The following is a 20,472-nucleotide window of genomic DNA, read 5'->3' on the forward strand; positions in this document are numbered from 1 at the left end:
CCATGTCTACGCAAGAGGTACCGCTGCCGATCGTTGAGTTGATGGCCGATGGCCCCGAAACCGCCGTGCACTTGGCCAAGGCCCGCGCTTTTGCTGAACCGCTGTTGGCCAGTCGGCATTTTGATACCGATGAAGACGCCCTTGAGCATGCCGACGGTGTGGCCGACATCTTGCGCGCCATGGGGGCCGCACCGTCGTTGCAAGCGGCGGTCTATCTGGTCTATGCCGGGGAGTTTCTGAGTGATCCCGAAGACGTGGTGACCCAGGCCTTCGGGCCGTCTTACGGTCATTTGGTCAGCCACACCCGTAAGCTGGTGCAGGTCCAGCGCCATGCGCGTGGGGCCATGGCCGAAGATCCGGGGGCCCAAGGTCAGGCGGACCAGCTGGAGTTGGTGCGCAAGATGCTCTTGGCCTTCTCACGCGATCTGCGCGTGGTGTTGCTGCGACTGGCCTCTCGTTTGCAAACCTTGCGCCACTACGCGGCGACCAAAAAGCCGTGTCCGCCGATGTTGGCGCGTGAGGCCCAGCAGATCTTTGCGCCGCTGGCCAATCGACTGGGCATCTGGCAGATCAAGTGGGAAATGGAAGATTTGGCTTTCCGTTTCTTGGAGCCTGAACAGTACAAACGCATCGCCAGCTTGCTGGATGAAAAGCGTGTTGAGCGTGAGAGTCGCATTGAGGCTGTGCGCTGCCAACTCATCGAGACCTTGGCCCAAGGGGGGATCACGGCCCAAGTGCATGGCCGCCCGAAGCACATCTACAGCATCTGGAAAAAGATGCGTGGCAAGCAATTGGAGTTTGCGCGCGTGCTGGACGTGAGTGCGCTGCGGGTCATTGTGCGCAGCGTGGAGGAGTGTTATGCCGCTTTGGGGCGTGTGCATGAGCGCTGGCAGCCCTTGCCCGATGAGTTCGATGACTACATCGCCCGGCCCAAATCGAACGGCTATCAGTCCTTGCACACCGTGGTCTTGAGCGATCCGGTGGTGGGTGGGCCGGCTGCCGCGCCTGTCGAGATCCAAATCCGCACTCTAGTGATGCACGAGCATGCTGAGAGCGGCGTGGCGGCGCACTGGGCCTACAAGGAGGCGGGTACCAAAGGCTATGCCGGTGTGAGCGCGGCCGGTGACTTTGAGGACCGGGTCGCTTTGGCCCGTCGCGCCGTGCTGCATCAGCTCCTTGCCTGGGAGAGGGACGCCGTGCAGGCGGTGGCGGAGACGATTCCCGCCCAAGGCTTGTTCGAGGACCGGATCTACGTCTTTACCCCCCAAGGTAACATCGTTGAGCTGACCGCCGGGGCCACGCCGATCGACTTTGCCTACAGCTTGCACACCGATTTGGGGCATCGCTGCCGAGGTGCCAAGGTGGATGGGGTGATGGTGCCGCTGCAAACGGCCCTGCAAAGTGGGCAGACGGTGGAGGTCAGTGCCATCAAGGAAGGTGGGCCGTCGATGGACTGGCTCAACCCACAGCTCGGCTATCTGCGCAGTGCGCGGGCACGGACCAAAGTGCGCGCTTGGTTCAACGCGCGCGCGCAGCAAGAAACCATCGCCCGTGGGCGGGATGCGGTGGAACGCTTGCTCCAACGCGAAGGCCGCACGGCCTTGAAGCTTGATACCTTGGCTGAGCAATTGGGTTTTGAGCACGCGGATGCGCTGTTTGAGAAAGTCGGTAAAGACGAATACCCGCTGCGCAACATTGAAAACTTGCTGCGTCCCCCAGCGCCTCCCGAAGAGGAAAAAGAGGTGGTGATTCGGCGCTCTCGCATGGGCGATGGGAGCAGCGCTGGTGTCTTGGTGGTCGGCGTGCCTTCGCTGATGACACAGTTATCGCGTTGTTGTCGGCCTGCACCCCCGGATCCGATTCGAGGCTATGTCACTCGGGGCAAAGGTGTGGCGGTACACCGCGCCGATTGCCCGAGCTTTCGTCAAATGGCCTTGCAAGCCGCCGAGCGGGTTTTGGCGGTGACATGGGATGGCGAGGACCACGTGGCCGATGGCGTGCTTTATCCCGTCAATGTCTCGATCTTGGCTGCCGACCGTCAAGGCTTGTTGCGCGACATCTCAGAGGTTTTCACCAAGGAAAAAATCAATGTCACCGGCGTGCATACGCAAAGCGTCAAGGCAAGGGCTTGGATGACGTTTACCGTTGAAGTGGCTGATGTTGCGCGTTTGACCACCGTGTTGGAGCACGTTGCTCAGGTGCCGGGGGTCCACAGCGCTCGTCGGAAATGACTATTTTTCAAAAAAGTAGCGGATGCTATTGACGAAATTCATTTCCATGCTATAGTTCAAAGCTCTTCAGGCGCGTAGCTCAGCTGGTTAGAGCACCACCTTGACATGGTGGGGGTCGTTGGTTCGAGTCCAATCGCGCCTACCAAAATTGCTGAAGATCAAAACGGCACCTTGATTCAAGGTGCCGTTTTTTTGCCGTCCGTTCGTCTATTCGTTCATCGCGTTCAATGCTTGGAGCCTTTGCATGACGACTTCGAAGAGTTTGCGGGTCCTGAAAAAGTACCCGAATCGTCGGCTCTACGACACCCAAACCAGCAGCTATATCACCTTGGCTGATGTTAAGCAGATGGTGCTGGATGCCGAAAGTTTTGAAGTTCGTGACGCCAAGACCGGGGAAGAGATCACCCGCAGCATCCTGCTTCAGATCATTCTGGAAGCTGAGTCAGGTGGCACGCCGATCTTTACCGCCAATATGTTGGCGCAGGTGATCCGCTTTTATGGCAACACCATGCAGGGTTTGATGGGCACGTACCTTGAGAAAAATCTGCAAACCTTCATCGACTTCAACAAGAGCCTGACCGATCAAACCTTGGCTTTGCCGGAGGCTGCGGTGCCCGGTGCCAACCAAGAAGCGTGGACGCAGTTCATGACCATGCAAGCGCCGGTCATGCAGTCCCTGATGTCGAGCTACATGGCGGGCTTGCCGGGATTCACTTTGCCCGTGGTGCCGCCGAAGCGCCCAACCAAGGCTTGAGCGTCGGCCAGATCGTGGCCAAGATCTTGGGGTGCGCGGCTTGGACCGGATGAATCCGGTCGGCTTGAAACCAGCGTAGCGGCTCCGCATCGTCCGCAATCCCCGCCAAGAAAAACGGCACCAAGGCGGTGTGCTCGCTGCGTGCCACCTTGGCGTAAAGACCCGCAAAGGTCTCGGCGTAGCTGCGTCCATAGTTGGGCGGCACTTGCATGCCCAGCAGCATGACCTTGGCACCCGCTTGGCGGGCCATGCGGACCATGGCACTTAAGTTGTCCTCGGTTTGGGCCAGCGGCAAGCCGCGTAGGGCGTCATTGCCGCCCAGCTCCACGATCACATGGCTGGGCTTGTGGCGCTCCAGCAGCGCCGCCAACCGCGCCCGCCCGCCTGACGTGGTGTCGCCGCTGATGCTGGCGTTGATCACCTCCACCGAGCCCATCGATCCTGAGGGGTCCTCGCTTTCTTTGAGCTTTTGCCCCAGCAAGGCGACCCAGCCGGTGCCGCGCTCCAAGCCGTACTCGGCGGAGAGGCTGTCGCCGACCACCAACAAACGCTTGGCCGTGTGGGGTGTTGTCCCCGTTGGCGTGGCCGCTGTGGCCACGAGCGGTGACCTCAGTGCCAAGGCGCCGAGCAGCATCGCGATACAGTGCCGCCGACGCACCCCTGAGATAACGAGATAAGGCTGTTCCATCGTGTCCATCATGCAAGACAAGTTCATTTCCACGGCACCGCCCGCCGCTGCCATCGACGTTCGCCGGCTCAGCAAGCAGGTCGAAGATGCTGGCGGATGGCTGACCATCCTGCACGACATCGATTTTTCGGTGGCGGAGCGCGCCTCGGTGGCCATTGTCGGGGCATCGGGCTCAGGCAAGAGCACCTTGCTGGGTTTGTTGGCCGGGCTCGACACCCCCAGCCAGGGCGAAGTGCGCATCGGCGGCGTCGATCTGTTCAGCTTGGACGAGGATGCGCGTGCTGCGCTGCGCGGGGAGCGCATGGGTTTTGTGTTCCAGAGCTTTCAGCTCATGGGCCATCTCACAGCGTTGGAAAACGTCATGTTGCCGTTGGAATTGCGCGGCGAGCGCCAAGCGCGCCAACTGGCCACCGAGATGCTGGCGCGGGTGGGCTTGGGCGAGCGTTTGAGCCACTATCCCAAGGTGCTTTCGGGCGGTGAGCAGCAACGGGTGGCCTTGGCGCGCGCCTTTGTGGTCCAGCCGGCGGTCTTGCTGGCCGATGAACCCACAGGCAGCTTGGACCACGCCACGGGCGAGGCGGTGATGGCACTGATGTTTCGCATGAACCGTGAAATGGGCACCACCTTGGTGATGGTGACGCACGATCGGGACATCGCTGCCCGCTGTGATCACCAGATTCGCTTGGAAGCGGGACGGGTTGTCGTCTGACCGTCATCGGATCAACGTTGAAGAACCGCTACCATCGCGCCCCATGTCTGGAAATATTCTGTTCGGCTTTCATGCCGTGACGGTGCGCATCAAAACCGCACCGCAATCCATCCGCGAGATCCACATCGACGCCCATCGGCGCGATGCTCGCATGCGTCAACTGGTCGAGCGTATTCAGGCCGCGGGCCTGCGGCTGATCGACAGCGATGATCAGCGCCTGAGTCGCCTAGGCGGCTCAGATCGTCACCAAGGTGTGGTGGCCCGCGTCGAGCCCATCAAAGACAGCCGTACCTTGGATGAACGTCTTGATGACCTTCAAGAAGCGTCGGATGCGGTGCCGCTGCTCTTGGTGCTTGACGGCGTGACCGATCCGCACAACCTTGGCGCTTGTCTGCGGGTGGCCGACGGTGCGGGCGCTCAGGCCGTGATTGCCCCCAAGGACCACGCGGTGGGCTTGGGTGCCACGGTGTCCAAGGTTGCCAGCGGCGCGGCTGAGACTGTGCCGTACTTCATGGTGACCAATTTGGCCCGCACCTTGGGTGAGTTGAAGGATCGCAACATCTGGGTGATTGGCACCAGCGATGACGCGGAAAAGACCCTGTATGACATTGATTTGCGCGGGCCGGTGGCGTTGGTGCTGGGTGCCGAAGGCTCAGGGATGCGCCAGTTGACGCGCAAGACCTGCGATGAGCTGGTGCGCATCCCGATGCAAGGGGCGGTCGAGAGCTTGAATGTCTCGGTCGCTTCGGCGCTGTGTCTCTACGAAGCCCTGCGTCAGCGCCAAGCCAAACCGGCCACCAAGCCTGGAGCCAAATCATGAGTACCCCTATGCGATCGATGACATGGAGCCATGTGGGCGGCGCAGCCTTGGTCGCCTGCGCTTTGCTGCTGGGTGGTTGCACCCAAGAAAAGCAAAACGCCATCAAGCGCAGCATCCAGAACTGGACCGGCACCAACGGCATTTTGGAGGTTTATGCCGGTGACAAGCTGGTACGGCGCTTCATCAAGATCGACAAGATGAGCACCGCTTACGGCACCGAAGATGGCCAGCCTCGGCCCTATCGTTACGGCTACGGTGTGCTCGACGAGAACCTCAACAGCGTGGCCGACGACGGTGAAAAGCGGGTCTATTTCGAGATCAGCGATTACTCAACCTCCTACGTTTTCTTCGAGAGTCCACGCTGAGTTTGGGCCTGGCGGCGCTGTTCGCGTCCACGTTTTGTGAGCTTTGCGGGCTGTTCATGTTCGGCCCGCTGCTGCTTTTCACCCTGAAAGCGCGTGGGCTCGATACCGCTGAAGTGGGGTTGATCAGTGCCAGCCAATGGTTGGGCATGGTGTTGGCCACGCCGTTCACCGCCGGTTGGGTACGGCGTTTGGGGCCGCAAGGCGCCCTCCAAGCCAGTGGCGTGGTGCCGTTGCTGGCACTTTTGGGCATCACGTTGAGCACGTCCGCACCGCTGTGGGCCGGGCTTTATCTGATCGCCGGTGCAGCCGGTGCGCTGCGTTGGATCGTCGCTGAATCCACGGTGGCTGAGCTGGCCCCTGCGGCGTGGCGCGGTCGCATCGTGGGCCTCTATGAAACCATGGTCGGGGCCACCTTTGTGCTTGGTCCCGCTTTGCTGGCCCTGATCGGCACCGAAGGCGCTGGGGCTGAAACGTCCCGCTGGACGGCCCTGGCTTTGGTGGCTTTGGGGGTGCTGCTGACGGCGTTGGTGCCAAAGCGTGAACACCCGGCGGATGAGGATGTGCGCCTAGGCTGGCACGGCATTTTTGACGCCCTGCGCGCGGCACCCGCCGTGATGGTGGTGGGCTTTGTGGGGGGCTTTTTCGAAGCCGGCTTGGCCAGTTTGCTGCCCCTGTTTGGCCTCGCCCACGGTTTCCCGGTCGCCCAAGCGGCCTTGCTGGTGTCGGCCAGCGGTTTGGGCAGCGCCTTGATGATGGTGCCGGTGGGGTTGGCGGCCGATCGTTGGTCGCTGGAGCGCATCTGGCGCTGGTGTGCCCGCGTCAATCTGTGCGCCACGCTGCTCCTGCCGCTGGTGGGGCTGTTTCCGGCGGCCCATCCTTTGGCGTGGGGCATCGCCTTTGCTTGGGGCGGGGCTGGCGGGGCGCTCTACACCTTGGCCATGGTCGATATTGGGCATCGTCACCAAGGGGTGGCCTTGGTCAATGCCACCGCCGTGCTGGTGATGTCTTACACCTTGGGCGGCCTCTGCGCTCCGGCCTTTGGGGCCTCAGCGCTGCAATTTGCCCCCATCTGGGGCTTACCCATCCTGCTCAGTCTGGTGGCCGGGTTGGGCTTGAGAGCCTTGGTCAAACACTGATGGGGTCTGGATCGCGATCAACTTACCAAGGCCATGACCAATAAAGCAAAACGGTGATCAGCAGCAACATGGCGATCCCCGTGTGGTTGTGAGTCACCAGATCAGGCCCCGGACCAGGGATGCGCCCGCTGAACATGGTGGCAGCTTGGTGGGGGCCGCGAAGCCAGCTCAGCAGGGCGATCAGCCCCAAATGCAAACTCAACAGACCCAGCATGGCTTGGGCCAGCCACAGATGAATGTGATCCCAGCCCTTGGCCGCATCGTCGTAGGCCGCGTAGCCGCTCAGTGATAGCGGCACGGTCAGCAGCAACAGAGCGACGCCCGCGCTGGCCATCACCAAGTTTTGGCCGTGCCGAGCATGGAACTTGCCTTGGCGCAGCCCTTGAAACCAGATCGTCCAGCCGGCGAGTTTGTGGGCCAGCAAGCTCCAACGTGTTTGGCGTGGCCCCCACGTGCCCCACATCAGACGAAACACCAGCAGCCCCGCCAGCGTGTAGCCCAAAGTCAAATGCACGAGACGCCAGCGCTCTGAATCGCCCGTGAGGTACGCCCCGATGAAGCTCAGCGCGAACAGGCCATGAAACACGCGGGTGGGGGCGTCGGTGACGCGACGGCTGCGCGGGCTCATGGCGGCCTTAGCGCGGAATGCGGACACGATGTTCATCAAAGTCACCTTGGTCAGCGCCGCCATGGCAGGCGGTGCAGTTGCTGGGGCTTTTGATCGAAGCCCGTTTCCAGTAGGTCGCCGGCACTTCGTGGTGCGTGTGTTGGAACCATGCTGTTTGTGTGATTCGAACCTCGACCGGCGCGGCGGGCGCTGTGCGACCGTGCCGGTCGGTGTCGCGGCTTTCGGCGTGGGCTTGCAACCAGCGACTGATTTGCTTGGTGACGGCGGCATCGGGGGCCGCATCGGTGCCGAAATGCTTGCCCAGCGTCCCCATCAAACGCGTCCAAGACGCGGCAGGAAGCATGTTTGGCGGAAAAGCGATGTGACAGCTGCCGCATTCTTGCTGGTACGCCGGCAGCATGGTTGCGCTGCTGGTGCGGTGCTGACCCTCGTCATCATGGTCGTGATAGTCAGCCCAGGCCTGCGGACCCAAGCCCATGAGGGCCACAACCAGCAGTGTCGGGAGCATGTGGTTCATGGCTTGAGGCTTTGGAGGTAGGCCAGCACGTCCGCCTTTTCGGCAGCGCTGCATTCGCGATTCAGGACATCTTTGCAGTTGCGCCGAAACCATTTCTCAACTTTGGCCGCATCCGTCAGGCGTTTCGGGTTGAAAGCAGGTGCCAAGGGCTCGATGCTTTTGCCGGTGGTGGCGTGTTTGCCCTGACCCACCGGCGGGGTGCCGTGACAGGTCGCGCAGGACCAGGTGTCACCGTGTTGGCTGTTGAAAAAAAGGCGTCCACGTTCCACGACTTGAGCCTGCACACCGCCACCAAGACCGAGCGTGAACAGAGTCAGCAGAACCGGAATCGCCATCCGATGATGGCAAGGGTTTTCCATAGGTCGCCATTGTTGAGGAAAGAAGCTGTGACTTTCCTGAACACGGCGCCCACGGCCTCTCTCAACTCACATGGAGGCCTTGGCAAAGGTCTCGAACTGATCCACCGGCAGGGGCTTGCTGTGGTAGTAGCCCTGCACCTCATCGCAGCCTTGCTCGCGCAAAAAAGCGAGTTGTTCGGCGGTTTCCACGCCTTCCGCAATCGTTTGGAGACCCAAACTCTTGGACATCTGGATGATGGCGCTCACGATCGCCTTGTCCTCAGCATCGGTGCTGATGTCACGTACGAAGGACTGATCGATCTTGAGTTTGGTGACCTTGAATTTCTTCAAGTAGCTCAGCGATGAGTACCCGGTGCCGAAATCGTCGATCGCCAAGTACACCCCACGGTCATGCAGCTTGTTCATCACAGCGATGGCCCCTTGGGGATCGTTCATGGTGACGCGCTCGGTCAATTCCAGCGATAGGCAGCCGGGTGGCAGGTCGGCTTGATCGAGGATGCGGGTGATCAGCTCAGGCAGATCGGGGTGGCGGAACTGCACGGCCGAGAGGTTGACCGAGATCACCAGATCTTTCAGGTCGCCGTCATGCCAGATCTTGGCTTGACGCACCGCATCGCGCAGCACCCATTCACCGATGGGTAGGATCAAACCGCAGTCTTCAGCCACGGGGATGAACTCGGCCGGTGAGATGGCACCGAGCTGCGGATGCTGCCAGCGTAGCAGCGCTTCAGCACCCGTCAGCCGCCCATCGCCCAAGGCGATTTGGGGCTGGTAATGCAAGCTGAACTCTCTGCGGTCCAAGGCGTGGCGCAAAGCGTTGATCAGTTGCAAATCCCGGGCTGAGCGGGCCTGCATTTCGCGGGTAAAGAAACAGTAGCCGTTGCGGCCATCTTGTTTGGCGCGATACATCGCCGCATCCGCATTGCGTGAGAGTGTTTCGAGGTCTGAGCCATCTTCTGGATAAATGGCCACACCCATGGACGCTGTCACGTTGAGGTCATAGGCCTCGATTTGATAGGCCTGCGTGACCACTTGCAGCAGTTTCTTGGCCACACGTTCGGCGCCTTGGGCATCGGTGCCGGGTAGCAAGACGATGAACTCATCACCGCCTAGGCGCGAAACGGTGTCCTCGTCGCGCAGGCTGCTGCGCAAACGCCGCGCAAGCTCCACCAGCAAGGTGTCGCCGACGCTGTGACCGAGCGTATCGTTGATGTCTTTGAAGCGGTCCAAGTCCAAAAACATCAGCGCCAGTTGACCGTTGCCATGTTTGGCCAAAGCGAGCGAGTAGCGCAGCCGTTCCTTGAGTTGGGTGCGATTGGGCAGGCCGGTCAGTGCATCAAAGCGCGCCAAGAAGTCCATGCGCTCTTCGTCGCGCTTGCGCTCGGTGATGTCGTGGACGATGCCCAGGGCCGAGCGCCACTGCCCATCCGCATCAAAACTGATTTCTGCCCGCTCTTCCATCCAGCGGACTTCGCCATGGACCACGATGCGGTGTTCGATGTGATACATCCCCCCCGCCATCGCGGTTTGCCAAGCTGCATGCACGGTGTCCCTGTCATCGGGGTGAACCTGACTCAGGAAATCGAGGTAGGTGATCGTTTGTCCCTGCGGCACACCAAAAATGCGGTAGGTTCCTTCGGACCACTCAAGGGTGTTGTGACCGGCCTCGATGTACCAGCTGCCAATTTGGGCCACGGCTTGAGCCCGGCGCAAGATGGCCTCACTGCGCTGCAAGGCCCATTCGGTGCGTTTTTGCTCGGTGATGTCTTCGTAGATGCCGAGCACCCCGATGGTCTCGTTGTTCGGGTTACGCAGCGGCACTTTTGATGTTTTAAGCCACAGGGTGCGGCCGTCAGGCGTGGTCTGCGGTTCCTCGTAAGCCAGTTTGGCTTGGCCAGACTGAATAACGGCTCGATCGTCTTGTTGATAGATCTCGGCTTGAGCGTGCCAGCTCAGCTGGGTGTCGTCGTGACCGATCACCTCCGTGGGTGAGTTTTTGTCAGCATCTCGGGCAAAAGCGGGGTTGCAGCCCAAGTAATTCAAATGCTTGTCTTTCCAGAAAATCCGCAGTGGTGCGGTATCGATGATGGTTTGGAGCAAATTGCGCGACTCGGCCAAGGCTTCTTGGGTTTTCTTGCGTTCGGTGATGTCCGAGAAAAAAGCTGCCATGCGGCGCGGGGCGGTCTGGAAGGCATGGACCTCGAAAGCGCCTTGGATATGGCCTTCGTCGTAAACGATTTGTTCGGTATGAAAGCGTTCACCCGTCAGGGCCACGCGCCGATAAACCGTGGGGACTTCGGTTTCGATCAATCCTGGAAACGCCTCTTCGATGGTCTGGCCGATGAATTGCTGGCTATCCACGCCCAAAATCCTATCGGCAGCATGGTTGGTGTCGATGAAGATGAGGCGTCCATCGGTTTGGAGTTCGTAGAGATGGGCGCCGAACGGGGCGTTGTCGATGATGTTGCGCAGCGACCTCTCGGCCAGCTTGCGTTCGGTGATGTCGCGGGAAATACAAATAAAAGAAGGGTTGTGGGTGCCGTGATTCTCTTTTTTGGCCACCGACAGCTCGAACCACCGCATGCCACTGGGCAGTGAAATCTCCATCTGACGCCCGTTGGAGAAGCCTTGTTGATGAGCTTCGCGAAGGGCGCCCATGGTGGTTTCTACGATCGTTGGCGGCATGATTTCAGCCACAGTTTTACCGAGAAAGAACGCCGGATCTACGGCCAAAAGATCGGTGCGTGGTGAGTGAAAGTCAAGGTAACGACCTTCCAGGCTCAACTCGAAAAGCAGATCAGGAAAGGCATCCAGCGTGGCTTGAAGCTTGTTGCGCGTGGCCAAGATGTCCATCTCTGCCAGCTTGCGAGCATGGATGCTCATGGACGTGCCCACCAACCGACGCGGTCGTCCATCGGCATCGCGCTCCACCACGCCACCGCGAATTTGCATCCATGTCCATTCGTTGCGGTGATGGCTGATGCGGTACTCGCAGTCCAGCAATCGATCGCCGGGTTCAAGAACGGCTTGGTAGCTTTTTAAAACCGCCGGACGGTCCTCTTCATGGATGCGGTTCAACCATTCGGGCATGCTGCGCGGTACCTTGTCGCTGCTGACACCCAGCAGCCGCAGCAGGGTTTCGCTATGCAGGTGCAAGCGCTGCGAAGGCAGCTCCAACTCCCAAAAGCCCAAGCCGGTCGCTTCAACCGCCATGAGCAGGTGGCGTTCGGCCACCCGTTGTTCGCTTTCGGCCTGATCTTGGAGGCGCAGGGCCTGTTCATGTTCCAGCACCGGGGCCAAGCGCTCCATGAGACGGTGCAAGGTGATGGTGCCCATGATGTGGTCATCGTCTCCCACCACGACCAGATGTCGGATGTGTTCCGACTGCATCAGCCGCGTCACATCCGAGATATGGGCCCCACGGTGAATGGTTTTGACGGGGGCGTGCATCACCTCCCGCAAGGGCTGGGTGTGCACCTTGTTGTCCGGGGAGGTCTGAGCGAGCAGGGCGGTGATGTCACGCTCGGTCAGGATGCCCACAGGACGGTTGTGTTCGGCCACCAAAACATAGGTGCTGCGTTCGTGCAGCATCAGTTGCAACGCTTGCCCCACGCTGTGCTGGGGCCCCAGCATGGGCAGCTCCCGGTCCATCACGCCTTCGAGATCGACGAGTTGGCTGAGCACATTCATGCCCACGTGGCGGCGGAAATCAGTTTCACTGACCAGTCCGAGTGCTTTGTGGGCTTGGTCGATCACCACCAAGTGGCGGATATGGTGACTGAGAGCGAGCTTGTGGGCGGTGGCAAAAGGGGTGTCTTCACGCACCGTAAGCACGGGGGTACTCATGATCTGACCGACCGGCGTGCTCTTGTCGGTTTGATCGTTCAACTGTTGCAGGATGTCGCGTTCAGTCAGGATGCCGTTGATATGGTCCCCGACCATGATCAGCAGCGACGAAATCCGCTGATCCGTCATCAAGTGCGCTGCCTCGCCCAAGCTTACATTGGGGGCGATATGGCACACCGAGCGACTCATGATGTCGGCGACGGTCAGATCAAGAAGGGCATGCATGTTGAAGATCGTATCAAGAAGTACTGCGATCGCCGTATAAAGTCAGCCCCCAGATTTAAGGTGTTGTTTCGGTTTTGTTAACCAGACTAGCCCAATCAAGCCGAGAAACAAACCCGAGGAGAGAAAGAAAAGATCGGTGACAGCCATGGTGGCGGCTTGCTGATCAACCAAGCGATTCAGGCTGGCCGCAGCCTGTTCGGCGCTGAGTCCAGAGCCAGATAGTTGCGTCAAGGCTTGGACCGCGCTGAGGTTGCTCGGGCTGACGGCCTCGCTCAAGTGCGCGTGATGCAGGGCACTGCGGCTTTCCCAGAGCGTGGTGAACATCGAGGTGCCGACCGCGCCAGCGGTGATGCGCACAAAGTTTGACAACCCAGAAGCGCTGGGGAGCTGATCCGGTGTCAGGCCGCTGAAGATGATGGCTTGCAAGGGGATGAAGAAAAACGCCACGGCCACACCTTGGAGGATGGTCGGGATCAGGATCACCATCACTGTGGCATCGGTGTTGAAGTTGGAGCGCATCCACAGCACCAGTGCAAAACCAAGAAAGGCGAAGGTGGCGAGCTTGCGCGGGTCGATCTTGTTGACGTTCTTGCCCACCCAAGGTGAAAAGACAATCGCCAGCAACCCCACCGGGGCCGTGACCATCCCCGCCCACGTGGCGGTGTAGCCCATCCATTGCTGGAGCCAAAGGGGCAGCAACACCACGTTGCCAAAGAACAGGCCGTAGGCCACCGATAAAGCCAAACAGGCCATCAGGTAATTGCGTCGCGCAAACAAGCGCAAGTTGACGATCGGATGGATGTCCGTCAGCTCCCACGCCAAGAAAAAGACAAAACCCGCAGCGGCCACGGCGGCCAGCGCCATGATCTCGCCCGAGTGGAACCAATCCAGCTCCTTGCCCTTGTCGATCATGATCTGCATCGAACCGACAAAAAGCACCAACAGCGCCAGCCCCACCCAGTCCAGCGGGATGCGGCGCGGTCCGGGGTCGCGTGAGCGGTAGATCGACCACGTGATCGACGCTGCAAGCAGCCCCACCGGGACATTGATGTAGAAAATCCACGGCCAGGCAACGTTGTCGGTGATCCAGCCACCCAGCAAGGGGCCCATCACCGGGGCCACCAAGGTGGTCATGCCCCACATGGCCATGGCGGTGCCGGCCATGGCGGCGGGATAGCTGGCCAACAGCAAGGTTTGGGAGAGTGGAATCATCGGTCCGGCGACCAGACCTTGAAGGACGCGAAAGAAGATCAGCGACTCGATGTTGGGTGCCAGCCCGCACAGCCAAGAGGCCAGCACAAAGAGCAGCACGCTGGCGGTGAAGAGCCGCACTTGCCCAAAGCGCTGCGTGAGCCAGCCCGTGAGCGGCACCGCAATCGCGTTGGCCACCGCAAAGGAGGTGATCACCCATGTTCCTTGGGCCGGGCTCACGCCCATATCGCCCGCAATGGCCGGCAAAGAGACATTGGCGATGGACGAGTCCAGCACGTTCATGAACGTGGCCAAGGAAAGGGCCACGGTGCCGATGACCCGCTCACCCCCTTCGAGCGGCGCAAAAACCGGCCGAGCCGGTGCGGCTTGACTCATGGCTGCACTTTCAGCGGGCCGACATCCACGCTGACTTCCATCGACAAGCCCACCCGCAGCGGATGCTCAAGCAGTTCTTTGGGCTCCAAAGCGATGCGCACTGGCACGCGCTGCACCACTTTGATCCAGTTGCCGGTGGCGTTTTGACTGGGCAGCAGGGCAAAGGCCGCGCCCGTGCCGGCGCCCAAACCCACCACCTTGCCGTGGTATTCGACCGGGTTGCCGTAGAGGTCTGAGCGCAGGTGCACGGGCTGGCCGAGGCGCATTTGGCGCAGTTGCACTTCCTTGAAGTTGGCTTCGACCCAGACCTGATCCAGCGGAATCACCGCCATCAAGGGGGCACCGGCAGCGATGCGCTGGCCGAGTTGGACGGTGCGCTTGGCGACTTGGCCTGTGACGGGAGCCGTCAGTTCGGTGCGCTGCAAGGCCAGCTTGGCTTCTTCAACCGCTGCCCGGGCGCGTTCGACTTGGGGGTGCTTGTCCAACGGCGTGCCATCGGTCAACACGCGGTTGCTGGCTGCTTGTTCACGGGCTGCTGAGAGGGCGGATTGCGCGCTGACCAAGGCGCTGCGGGCGCTGTTCAACGCGGCTTCAGCGTGCTTGAGTTCTTCAGCGCTGACCGCGCCGGTCGCGACCAAGGGCTGGCGGCGACTCACATCGTCAGCGGCGCGGGCCACGTCGGCTTGCATGCGGCTGACTTCGGCTTCGCGCAGCTTGATGTTGGCGGTGAAGGCGGCGTTGTTGGTGCTGAGGGCGCCGAGTTCGCGGATGGTTTGGGCCAGCTGAGCCTCGGCTCGGCCCAGCGCCAGCTTGGCGTCGGTGGCGTCGAGCTTGACCAACACTTGGCCGGCTTGAACTTGGGCGGTGTCTTCCACCAGCACGGCCACGACGGTGCCCGCGACTTGCGGCGTGATTTGCACGATTGGAGCTTGGACGTAGGCGTTGTCGGTGGACTCGACATGGCGTTCAAACATCGTCCAGTACAAGCCGTAGCCCAGCGCAGCGACCAAGGTCAAGCCGGTGGCTGCCAGCAGGGCGGGTTTGCGTTTTTGGGTCATGGCGGTGGACGGGGAAGCAGAAGGTGCGTTCATGGCTGGGCGGCTGTGGGAGCCGTGGAAGAAAGTTGATAACCGCCGCCGAGTGCGCGGCTCAAAGCGACCGAGGCGCTGAGTTGCCGGGCTTTGACTTCGGCCAAGGCGCGACGTTGGTTCAGGACGTTGGTTTGCACGTTCAGGACCGTGATGAAACTGCCTAGACCGGCCTGATAACGTTGCATGGCCAAGCTTTGAGCGGCTTCAGCCGCTTGCGTGGCTTGGATTTGGGCCTGACTTTGCTGCTCCAGCGACTGCAAGCTGCCAAGTTCGTCGGCGACTTCGCGCAAGGCCCGCAACAAGGTGGCGTTGTAGGCCTCGGTGGCCGCATCGACTTCAGCCTGTCGGCTGCTGAGGTTGGCGCGCAGCCGTCCGCCGTCAAAGATGGGCAGGCGCAAAGCCGGCCCAGCACCGTAGGTGAGTGAGCCCGCTTGCACAAAGTGATCCAAGCCGAGACTCGACAAGCCGACAAACGCCATCAAGTTGACGTTCGGATAGAACTGCGCGCGCGCAGCCTCCACCTCATGTCCTGCTGCTTCAACGCGCCAGCGTTGCGCGACCAGATCGGCGCGCCGACCCAGCAAATCGGCCGGCAATCCGGCGGGGCCTTGGGGCAAGGGCGGCGCTTGCAAGGTGCTCAAACGGGGATGAAGTGAGGCCAAGCGATCAGGGCCCAAACCACAGAGTTCGGCCAAGGCATGTCGGCTCCGCTGAGCCGATTCATCAAGTTGAGCGATCTCGACCCGGGTTTGGGCGATCAGACCTTCGGTTTGGCGCCATTCCACGTCGGTATCTAGGCCCGCTTTCAGGCGCTGGCGAACCAAAGCCAACATCTGCTCTCGTTGATGAAGGCCTTCTTCGCTCAGTTCCAGCAAGGTCAAGATGCGTGCCAGTTGCAGGTATTGCTGGGTGACTTGGCTGACGAGCAGCACTTGCGCAGCTTGGGCCTCAGCTTGGGCAGCGCGTTGCTGGCCCAGACTGGCTTCAAGGGCCGCACTTTGGCGACCGAAGAGATCCCACTCCCAGCCCAAACCGATCTGGGCGTTGTTGTTCCATTGGATGGTACCTGCCAAGGGCTTGGGAACCAGCCCGTTCTCGCTGTAGCGCTGATCGATCATGTCGAGCGAAGCGTTGACTTGAAGGCCGCCCACGGCCCGCGAGCCATCCACTGCGGCTTGGGCTTGCTGTAAACGTGCTTCGACCCAGCGCAAGTTCGGCTGATGGGCCAAGGCTTGATCGATGAGGCGATTCAGCTCGTTGTCGCCGTAGCCCTGCCACCAGCGAGCTTCAGGCCAAGGCATGGTTGCCGCAGCCTCGGCCATGCCCAGGGTCTCCGGCGATCGCAAACTCGAACGGGCGGCGGGTGTTTCGCCGACGCTGGCGCAGCCCACGAGGCTGATGGCCAAGGCGATGAGGGTCAAAGAGTGTTTCATGGGGTGGATTTGTCTTGCTGCAAAGCTTGGCCGTTGCTGTTCATGCGGCCAATCAGACTGCGCAGTTGCAGCCAATCGGCTTCGGAGAAGCCCGCCAGAAAATCGTTGTTCACAGCGGCCAGCACATGGGGAACGTGCGCAACCACCGCCTCGCCATGGGCGGTGAGCCGCAGGTGGATCAGTCGTCGATCAGCCTCTGAGCGGACACGAGTGACCAAATCCTTGGTTTCAAGCCGATCGATGAGACGGGTCATGGCCCCCGCGTCCATGCACATCTCGCGAGCCAAGGACATCAAAGAGTCGGCGCGGCCATTTTTAAGCAACCACAGCGGGCGCCACTGAGCTTCGGTCAGCCCTTCTTGGCTCATGCGCGATTGGATGTCGCGACGCATCAGGTTCATCAACAGGTAGAGCTGATGACCCACGCTGGCGGTGACGTCATAGCGATCGCCGTTGTAAGGAGGGAAGGGTGGATCTGGGGGTGTGTTCATGACTGTAAATGTTGCTTAGGCAAATATTGCCACAACAAAACAAGCCATGAATCGACCATGAAAAAAGCCCTGCCTATGCGGGCAGGGCTTGGGCAGCGTGAGCGCTATGGGTTTACTGATGCACAGCTTCGACTTGGATCACCAGATCCATGGCATCAGAGAAACCGTAGGCTATGCCGTAATCCACGCCCCATTGGCTGCGCTTGATGGTGGCGCGGAAGTCGCCGCCACAGACTTCACGCTTCATCATCGGATGCTGATAGCAGTTGAAGTTGCTGGCCTTGAGCGTGATCGGGTTGGTCTTGCCCAACAGGGTGAGTTGACCGCTGACTTCCGAGACCTTGTCGCCGTTGAAGGTGAACTTGTCGCCGATGAAGGTGGCCTTGGGGAAGGCTTCGGTCTTGAGGATTTCTTCGCTACGCAGGTGCTTGTCGAACTGCGCGGAGCCGGTGTTGATCGAGCCAACGTCAAAGGTCACTTCGACCTTGCCTTTTTTGGCGGCGCGGTCAAGTTGCACGGTGCCTTCCTTCTTGTCGAAACGGCCCCGGTTGGTGGTGGTGCCGAAGTGACCGATTTCGAAGGTCACATACGTGTGGTTCGGCTCGATGGTGTAGCTGGCAGATTCGGCTTGAGCCGCGCCACCGATCAAGGTGGCAGCGGTAGCGAGGGTCGCGATCAGGGTCTTTTTCATGGAGTTTCCTCAGTGCGTTACAGGGTGAAAAGAGCTTTTTTAGAGAGCGGGCATGCCACTAAGGCTGAGCTTGAATTTGATTTGAACATCGTTGGCGACCATGGATGTATCAGCCCACTCGCCGTCGCCGATCTTGAAGTCCAACCGTTTGATCGAGAAGGTGCCGGTGGCGGTGGTGATCAAGTTCGCACCTGCACCACCTTGGCTCAGCGTGACCGGAACCACGACATCTTGGTTGCTGCCTTTGATGCTCAGCTTGCCGCCGATGTCATAGCGCCCCGACCCGAGCGCCTTGATCACGCTCGATTGAAACGTCGCTTGTGGAAAGGCTGAGGCGTTGAACCACGTTTTCTTCGGCATCTCGCCATCCGCTTCCGGGGTGCCCAAGGTGGCGCTGGCTGTTTCGATGCTCAGGCTGATTTTGCCGGCCGCCGGTTTCTTCGGATCAAAGCTGACTTGGGCATCGAACTTGCGAAAACGACCTTCAACCGGCACACCCATTTGCTTGCTGACGAAGAGCACCTCGCTCTTGGAGGCGTCGAGTTTGGCGCTGGGTCCTGCGGCTTGGGCATGGACGCCGCCGGGAAGGCCGAGGGATAACCCCAAAAATACACCGCAGAGCGTGCGTGGAGACGGCAGAAAAGGTCGCGACAACAAGGGATTCATGGTTCAAACCTCTCAAAAACGCATCCGGCTCAGCAGGCCGTCACGATCGATGAATTGGTGTTTCAGGGCTGCCCCCACATGCATGATCACCAAGCCAGCCAAGGTCAAGGCACTGAGCTTATGCATGAACTTGAGCATGTCCGCCAGAGCCTTGTCGGGGCCGACAAAATCTGGCAGTGGCAGCACGCCAAACCAGACGATGGGGAAACCAGCGGCTGAACTGTAGGCCCAGCCCAGCAAGGGCATGGCCAAAAAGAGGACATACATCAGGTGATGGGTGCCGTGATAAGCCGCTTTTTGCCAAGCGGGCATGGCGCTTTGAAGAGCGGTGGGCAAGGCCGGTGGGCGATGACGCATGCGCCAAACAAGCCGAAACACCGATAACAACAAGATCGTCACACCGGCCCATTTGTGCCAGTTGTAGAGCTTGAGACGTTGCGGCGAGAAGGGTAAATCCGCCATGTAGATGCCAACCATGAACGTTCCGATCAGCCCAACGGCCAACAGCCAATGCAAGGTGATGGCTGTGCTTGTATAGCGATGCATGGTGCGGAGCTTGGTCATGAGGGTTACTGACTGATCAGACAGGGTGGCAATGTAGGTGTTCTGAATCAACGCTGCCAAGCTTAGGGGCATCGGGATGGGGCAGAGTTCAGGCCCCTTGTTCTGAGCATTGGAAAATGCTGAAGGGGATCCTCGGCATAGAGCATGGCCGCTCGCTTATAATCGTATTTTGCGCCCGGAGCATTATTTCATGCGCCTTCTCGGTAAAGCGCTGACCTTCGACGACGTTCTGCTGGTCCCCGCCTATTCAAAGATCTTGCCGCGCGACACGGTGTTATCCACCCGCTTGTCACGCAACATCACCCTGAACCTGCCACTGGTGTCCGCTGCCATGGACACGGTGACCGAAGCTCGCCTAGCGATTGCGATCGCTCAGGAGGGTGGTATGGGTATCGTTCACAAAAACCTAACCCCGAAGCAGCAGGCCGCTGAAGTGGCGCGCGTCAAGCGCTACGAATCGGGTTTGCTCAAGGATCCAATCACCATCGCTCCGGATATGCCGGTTCGTCAGGTGATTGAGCTGTCACGCCATCACGGCATCTCCGGTTTTCCGGTGGTGGACGCGGGCTGCGTGGTCGGCATTGTCACCGGCCGCGACTTGCGTTTCGAGACCCGTCTCGATGCGCCGGTGCGCGAGATCATGACCACGCGTGATCGCTTGATCACGGTGCCGGAAGGTACCTCGTTGGCTGACGCCAAGGCCCTGATGCATCAGCACAAGCTTGAGCGTGTGGTGGTCGTCAATGCCGCCAACGAACTGCGCGGCTTGTTCACGGTCAAGGACATCACCAAACAGACCAACTTCCCCAACGCTGCACGCGACGCCCAAGGCAAGCTGCGCGTCGGTGCTGCGGTCGGTGTGGGTGAGGGCACCGAAGAGCGGGTGGAGTTGCTGGCTCGGGCCGGTGTGGACGCCATCGTCGTCGATACCGCCCACGGTCACAGCCAAGGCGTGCTCGACCGCGTGCGTTGGGTCAAGCAAAACTATCCGCAGATCGATGTCATCGGCGGCAACATCGCCACCGGTGCTGCCGCGCTGGCGTTGGTCGAAGCCGGTGCCGATGGTGTCAAGGTCGGTATCGGCCCGGGCTCAATTTGCACCACCCGCATCGTGGCTGGTGTGGGCGTGCCCCAAATCACCGCCATCGACAACGTCGCCACCGCTTTGCGCGGCACCGGCGTGCCGTTGATCGCTGACGGTGGCGTGCGCTACTCGGGTGACATCGCTAAGGCGATTGCGGCCGGGGCCAACACCATCATGATGGGTGGCATGTTCGCCGGGACCGAAGAGGCTCCGGGTGAAGTGGTGCTCTTCCAAGGCCGTAGCTACAAGAGCTACCGCGGCATGGGCTCGATCGGCGCGATGAAAGCCGGTTCGGCGGATCGTTACTTCCAAGACAACGATGCCAACCCGAATGCCGACAAGCTGGTGCCGGAAGGCATCGAAGGCCGCGTGCCCTACAAGGGTTCGGTGGTGGCGATCCTGTTCCAAATGGCCGGTGGTTTGCGGGCATCCATGGGGTATTGCGGCTGCGCCAGCATCGAAGAAATGCGTGATCGGGCCGAGTTTGTCGAGATCACCTCGGCAGGCATCCGCGAAAGCCATGTCCACGATGTGCAGATCACCAAAGAAGCTCCGAACTATCGGATGGAGTGAGATGGGGTCCAGGC

19 protein-coding genes and 1 tRNA gene are annotated in these 20,472 nt (G+C 60.4%); 8 read left to right on the forward strand and 12 right to left on the reverse strand.

Features of this window, described 5'->3' with window-relative positions:
* Positions 1–2: 2 nt before the first annotated feature.
* The 3 genes from AB3X39_RS08675 (at position 3) to phaR (ending at position 2,985) form a co-directional block, all read left to right on the forward strand.
* A complete protein-coding gene (locus AB3X39_RS08675) occupies positions 3–2,231 on the forward strand; it encodes a RelA/SpoT family protein (protein ID WP_407069609.1) in 2,229 nt (742 codons plus the stop codon).
* Positions 2,232–2,299: 68 nt separating this feature from the next.
* Positions 2,300–2,376: transfer RNA gene (locus tag AB3X39_RS08680), tRNA-Val, on the forward strand.
* Between the two features lie 99 nt (positions 2,377–2,475).
* Positions 2,476–2,985 (forward strand): polyhydroxyalkanoate synthesis repressor PhaR, encoded by a 510-nt coding sequence (gene phaR / locus AB3X39_RS08685; RefSeq protein WP_369416966.1) that lies wholly within the window; start codon positions 2,476–2,478, stop codon positions 2,983–2,985.
* Here the strand turns inward: phaR and AB3X39_RS08690 are convergent.
* Positions 2,942–3,685 (reverse strand): arylesterase, encoded by a 744-nt coding sequence (locus AB3X39_RS08690; protein WP_369416967.1) that lies wholly within the window; start codon positions 3,683–3,685, stop codon positions 2,942–2,944. The two genes, phaR and AB3X39_RS08690, sit on opposite strands and share 44 nt — an antisense overlap.
* Between AB3X39_RS08690 and AB3X39_RS08695 the strand changes: the two genes are divergently transcribed.
* The 4 genes from AB3X39_RS08695 to AB3X39_RS08710 are packed head-to-tail and all read left to right on the forward strand — an operon-like array spanning position 3,684 to position 6,703.
* Entirely contained in the window at positions 3,684–4,382 is a 699-nt protein-coding gene (locus AB3X39_RS08695) for an ABC transporter ATP-binding protein (protein ID WP_369417019.1), read from the forward strand. The genes AB3X39_RS08690 and AB3X39_RS08695 overlap by 2 nt on opposite strands.
* A 43-nt stretch (positions 4,383–4,425) precedes the next feature.
* A complete protein-coding gene (gene rlmB, locus AB3X39_RS08700; RefSeq protein WP_369416968.1) occupies positions 4,426–5,202 on the forward strand; it encodes a 23S rRNA (guanosine(2251)-2'-O)-methyltransferase RlmB in 777 nt (258 codons plus the stop codon).
* A 17-nt stretch (positions 5,203–5,219) separates the two neighbouring features.
* Positions 5,220–5,567, forward strand: coding sequence for a hypothetical protein (locus tag AB3X39_RS08705; RefSeq protein WP_369417020.1), 348 nt, complete (start codon positions 5,220–5,222; stop codon positions 5,565–5,567).
* Positions 5,568–5,569: 2 nt separating this feature from the next.
* Complete coding sequence (locus AB3X39_RS08710) at positions 5,570–6,703, forward strand: MFS transporter (protein ID WP_369416969.1); 1,134 nt, start codon at positions 5,570–5,572, stop codon at positions 6,701–6,703.
* Positions 6,704–6,725: 22 nt separating this feature from the next.
* On the opposite strand, the gene AB3X39_RS08715 is transcribed toward AB3X39_RS08710, so the two are convergent.
* From AB3X39_RS08715 to AB3X39_RS08765, 11 genes are all read right to left on the reverse strand, one after another.
* Positions 6,726–7,367, reverse strand: coding sequence for a cytochrome b/b6 domain-containing protein (locus tag AB3X39_RS08715; RefSeq protein ID WP_369416970.1), 642 nt, complete (start codon positions 7,365–7,367; stop codon positions 6,726–6,728).
* A complete protein-coding gene (locus AB3X39_RS08720; RefSeq protein WP_369416971.1) occupies positions 7,339–7,848 on the reverse strand; it encodes a diheme cytochrome c in 510 nt (169 codons plus the stop codon). Before AB3X39_RS08720 ends, AB3X39_RS08715 begins: the two co-directional genes overlap by 29 nt.
* Positions 7,845–8,183, reverse strand: a complete 339-nt coding sequence (locus AB3X39_RS08725; RefSeq protein WP_369416972.1) for a DUF1924 domain-containing protein — start codon at positions 8,181–8,183, stop codon at positions 7,845–7,847. Before AB3X39_RS08725 ends, AB3X39_RS08720 begins: the two co-directional genes overlap by 4 nt.
* Positions 8,184–8,273: 90 nt before the next feature.
* Positions 8,274–12,278, reverse strand: coding sequence for an EAL domain-containing protein (locus AB3X39_RS08730; RefSeq protein ID WP_369416973.1), 4,005 nt, complete (start codon positions 12,276–12,278; stop codon positions 8,274–8,276).
* Between the two features lie 42 nt (positions 12,279–12,320).
* Positions 12,321–13,865 carry a DHA2 family efflux MFS transporter permease subunit gene (locus AB3X39_RS08735; protein WP_369416974.1) on the reverse strand — a complete coding sequence of 515 codons (1,545 nt, stop codon included), beginning with the start codon at positions 13,863–13,865 and terminating at the stop codon, positions 12,321–12,323.
* The gene (locus AB3X39_RS08740) at positions 13,862–14,956 is read right to left on the reverse strand and encodes an HlyD family secretion protein (RefSeq protein WP_369416975.1); all 1,095 of its coding nucleotides are present in this window, start codon (positions 14,954–14,956) and stop codon (positions 13,862–13,864) included. The genes AB3X39_RS08735 and AB3X39_RS08740 overlap by 4 nt, the downstream gene beginning before the upstream one ends.
* Complete coding sequence (locus AB3X39_RS08745; protein WP_369416976.1) at positions 14,953–16,389, reverse strand: efflux transporter outer membrane subunit; 1,437 nt, start codon at positions 16,387–16,389, stop codon at positions 14,953–14,955. Before AB3X39_RS08745 ends, AB3X39_RS08740 begins: the two co-directional genes overlap by 4 nt.
* Positions 16,386–16,880, reverse strand: coding sequence for a MarR family winged helix-turn-helix transcriptional regulator (locus tag AB3X39_RS08750; protein ID WP_369416977.1), 495 nt, complete (start codon positions 16,878–16,880; stop codon positions 16,386–16,388). The genes AB3X39_RS08745 and AB3X39_RS08750 overlap by 4 nt, the downstream gene beginning before the upstream one ends.
* A gap of 112 nt (positions 16,881–16,992) precedes the next feature.
* Positions 16,993–17,571 carry a YceI family protein gene (locus tag AB3X39_RS08755; protein ID WP_369416978.1) on the reverse strand — a complete coding sequence of 193 codons (579 nt, stop codon included), beginning with the start codon at positions 17,569–17,571 and terminating at the stop codon, positions 16,993–16,995.
* A gap of 39 nt (positions 17,572–17,610) precedes the next feature.
* A complete protein-coding gene (locus AB3X39_RS08760; protein WP_369416979.1) occupies positions 17,611–18,237 on the reverse strand; it encodes a YceI family protein in 627 nt (208 codons plus the stop codon).
* Between the two features lie 12 nt (positions 18,238–18,249).
* Positions 18,250–18,783, reverse strand: coding sequence for a cytochrome b (locus tag AB3X39_RS08765; protein ID WP_369416980.1), 534 nt, complete (start codon positions 18,781–18,783; stop codon positions 18,250–18,252).
* 208 nt (positions 18,784–18,991) lie between these two features.
* On the opposite strand from AB3X39_RS08765, the gene guaB reads away from it, so the two are divergent.
* On the forward strand, positions 18,992–20,458 hold the full coding sequence (guaB, locus tag AB3X39_RS08770) for an IMP dehydrogenase (RefSeq protein WP_369416981.1): 1,467 nt from the start codon (positions 18,992–18,994) through the stop codon (positions 20,456–20,458).
* The last annotated feature ends 14 nt before the right edge of the window (positions 20,459–20,472 follow it).

It is taken from the genome of Leptothrix ochracea (assembly GCF_041083635.1).
GTDB lineage: Bacteria > Pseudomonadota > Gammaproteobacteria > Burkholderiales > Burkholderiaceae_C > Sphaerotilus > Sphaerotilus ochraceus.

Bases quoted from the DNA above. Each gene is read 5' to 3' on its own strand.
- AB3X39_RS08755 (WP_369416978.1), bottom strand. From the start codon at position 17,571: ATGAAAAAGACCCTGATCGCGACCCTCGCTACCGCTGCCACCTTGATC.
- AB3X39_RS08705 (WP_369417020.1), top strand. From the start codon at position 5,220: ATGACATGGAGCCATGTGGGCGGCGCAGCCTTGGTCGCCTGCGCTTTG.
- AB3X39_RS08740 (WP_369416975.1), bottom strand. From the start codon at position 14,956: ATGAACGCACCTTCTGCTTCCCCGTCCACCGCCATGACCCAAAAACGC.
- AB3X39_RS08675 (WP_407069609.1), top strand. From the start codon at position 3: ATGTCTACGCAAGAGGTACCGCTGCCGATCGTTGAGTTGATGGCCGAT.
- AB3X39_RS08745 (WP_369416976.1), bottom strand. From the start codon at position 16,389: ATGAAACACTCTTTGACCCTCATCGCCTTGGCCATCAGCCTCGTGGGC.
- AB3X39_RS08715 (WP_369416970.1), bottom strand. From the start codon at position 7,367: ATGAACATCGTGTCCGCATTCCGCGCTAAGGCCGCCATGAGCCCGCGC.
- AB3X39_RS08690 (WP_369416967.1), bottom strand. From the start codon at position 3,685: ATGATGGACACGATGGAACAGCCTTATCTCGTTATCTCAGGGGTGCGT.
- AB3X39_RS08725 (WP_369416972.1), bottom strand. From the start codon at position 8,183: ATGGCGATTCCGGTTCTGCTGACTCTGTTCACGCTCGGTCTTGGTGGC.
- AB3X39_RS08720 (WP_369416971.1), bottom strand. From the start codon at position 7,848: ATGAACCACATGCTCCCGACACTGCTGGTTGTGGCCCTCATGGGCTTG.
- rlmB (WP_369416968.1), top strand. From the start codon at position 4,426: ATGTCTGGAAATATTCTGTTCGGCTTTCATGCCGTGACGGTGCGCATC.
- AB3X39_RS08765 (WP_369416980.1), bottom strand. From the start codon at position 18,783: ATGCATCGCTATACAAGCACAGCCATCACCTTGCATTGGCTGTTGGCC.
- phaR (WP_369416966.1), top strand. From the start codon at position 2,476: ATGACGACTTCGAAGAGTTTGCGGGTCCTGAAAAAGTACCCGAATCGT.
- AB3X39_RS08750 (WP_369416977.1), bottom strand. From the start codon at position 16,880: ATGAACACACCCCCAGATCCACCCTTCCCTCCTTACAACGGCGATCGC.
- guaB (WP_369416981.1), top strand. From the start codon at position 18,992: ATGCGCCTTCTCGGTAAAGCGCTGACCTTCGACGACGTTCTGCTGGTC.
- AB3X39_RS08730 (WP_369416973.1), bottom strand. From the start codon at position 12,278: ATGCATGCCCTTCTTGATCTGACCGTCGCCGACATCATGAGTCGCTCG.
- AB3X39_RS08695 (WP_369417019.1), top strand. From the start codon at position 3,684: ATGCAAGACAAGTTCATTTCCACGGCACCGCCCGCCGCTGCCATCGAC.
- AB3X39_RS08760 (WP_369416979.1), bottom strand. From the start codon at position 18,237: ATGAATCCCTTGTTGTCGCGACCTTTTCTGCCGTCTCCACGCACGCTC.
- AB3X39_RS08735 (WP_369416974.1), bottom strand. From the start codon at position 13,865: ATGAGTCAAGCCGCACCGGCTCGGCCGGTTTTTGCGCCGCTCGAAGGG.